The organism is Streptomyces phytophilus (assembly GCF_013870535.1).
Taxonomy (GTDB): domain Bacteria; phylum Actinomycetota; class Actinomycetes; order Streptomycetales; family Streptomycetaceae; genus Streptomyces; species Streptomyces phytophilus.
This window is the reverse complement of sequence record NZ_JACBXC010001366.1, coordinates 1-1544: the sequence shown is the minus strand read 5'-3', so window position 1 is coordinate 1544 and position 1544 is coordinate 1. Positions and strand designations below refer to the sequence as shown.

Annotated in this window: 3 protein-coding genes and 1 pseudogene; 1 reads left to right on the top strand and 3 read right to left on the bottom strand. The window is 73.1% G+C overall.

All coding sequences use genetic code 11. The features are described from left to right. The coding region (locus H5J30_RS32430; protein WP_181791225.1) for a P1 family peptidase at positions 1-321 on the bottom strand (321 nt) is incomplete at its 3' end. A gap of 65 nt (positions 322-386) precedes the next feature. Here H5J30_RS32430 and H5J30_RS32425 point away from each other — a divergent pair. Further along, on the top strand, positions 387-578 hold the full coding sequence (locus tag H5J30_RS32425; protein ID WP_258563643.1) for a hypothetical protein: 192 nt from the start codon (positions 387-389) through the stop codon (positions 576-578). A 67-nt stretch (positions 579-645) separates the two neighbouring features. On the opposite strand, the gene mscL is transcribed toward H5J30_RS32425, so the two are convergent. Both mscL and H5J30_RS36125 read right to left on the bottom strand, forming a co-directional pair. Next, on the bottom strand, positions 646-1164 hold the full coding sequence (gene mscL, locus H5J30_RS32420; RefSeq protein ID WP_181791223.1) for a large conductance mechanosensitive channel protein MscL: 519 nt from the start codon (positions 1162-1164) through the stop codon (positions 646-648). Positions 1165-1278: 114 nt separating this feature from the next. Then, positions 1279-1544, bottom strand: a pseudogene (locus H5J30_RS36125) (hypothetical protein); the annotation flags it as partial.

The following is a 1544-nucleotide window of genomic DNA, read 5'->3' as shown; positions in this document are numbered from 1 at the left end:
CGGGACCACCTGAGCCGGGTCGGGCCCCACCCGGAAGCCGCGGCCCTGCTCCTCCAGCCAGGCCATCACTCCGGAGGCGGCAGCCAGCCCGTACGCGCTGCCGCCCGTGAGCACCACCGCCTCCACGCGCCGCACGATGTTGCGCGGGTCGAGGGCGTCGGTCTCCCGCGTGCCGGGCCCGCCGCCGCGTACGTCCACGGAGGCGACGGCACCGCCCTCGGGAGCGAGCACCACCGTCGTCCCGGTCAGCCAGCCGCCGCCGGTCCGCGACGCGTGCCCGACGCGCACCCCCGCCACATCCGTGATCCCGTCCACGCCCATGCAACGCACCCTAACCGCGCCCAGCGCCCCCGAACCGGCCGAAGAGCCCCCGACCGCGCCCCGGCCTGCGGCGAGGGCTGCCGCGTACCCTGGGGTGCATGAGCACCGAGCCCGAGAACCCGCTCGTCTTCGACGATCCGCTGGCGCAGCCGAGCCGGGACGACACCGACGAGGGCTGGGGCGAGCGGCCCGCCGCCGAGGGGAGCGCGGCCGACCTGGCCCGCTTCCTCGACGAGAAGCCGCCCCACCACATCTGACCCCGCGCGGTCCGGTGCCGACCGGGCCCTCCGCGGGCCCGCCGCCGGCGGACAGCGGTCCGCAGTCCTACCTCTGCGTCGGCAGCGTGCCGCCGTCTCGGCTCGGCGCGGGGCCGTTGCCGTTGCGCTGGGCCACCAACTCGTCGCGGATCTGCGTCAGCAGCTCGATCTCCGTGGCCTCCGCGGGCGTCTCCGCCACCGCCCCCTTCGCCGCCTGCCGCTCCCTGAGCTTGTTCATCGGCAGGATCATGGCGAAGTAGACGACGGCTGCCGTCATCACGAACGTCAGCGTGGCGCTCAGCACCGGGCCCCAGAGGATCGAGATGCCCTTGGTGACCTCGCCCTCCGGGCTCGTCGTGCAGACGTCGCTGAAGCACGAGTGGTACTTGTCGAGGTTCTTCGAGCCGAAGATGCCGACGATGGGGTTGACGACGCCCTTCACCACCGCGTTCACGATGTTCGTGAACGCGGCGCCGACGACGACGGCGACCGCGAGTTCCATCACGTTCCCGCGCATCAGGAACTGCTTGAACCCGGCGATGACGCCCTGACTGTCCGAGGTGCTCCCGGCGCCCTGCGTGCTCAATGCCCTTCCTCGCTTCACTCTCGACGGGTCGGCCGACCCAGCAAGGTATGGCAGAGATACGGAAGGATTGTCCAATCCTCCCACCCGGGCCGGTGACGATCCGCGCAAGTGTCGTCATCGCAGCGTCACCGCCAGCCGCTCGCCGGCCGCCGCACCGGCGAGAGCCGCGGCCGCGGGCCCCGGCACGGACAGCACCACCAGCGTCCCGTCGTCCCACCCCGTCGATTCCGCTGCTCCCGAAGGCCACTGCCCCTCCGAAGCCCCCGGCGCGGCAGCGTCGTCCGGCGCCTCTATCGACTCCGGCGCCCCGGGCGTCTCCTCTGTCTCCGCCGCCCCTGTCCCGTCTTCTGCCTTCTCCGCATCCGGCGCCTCCGCCGCCC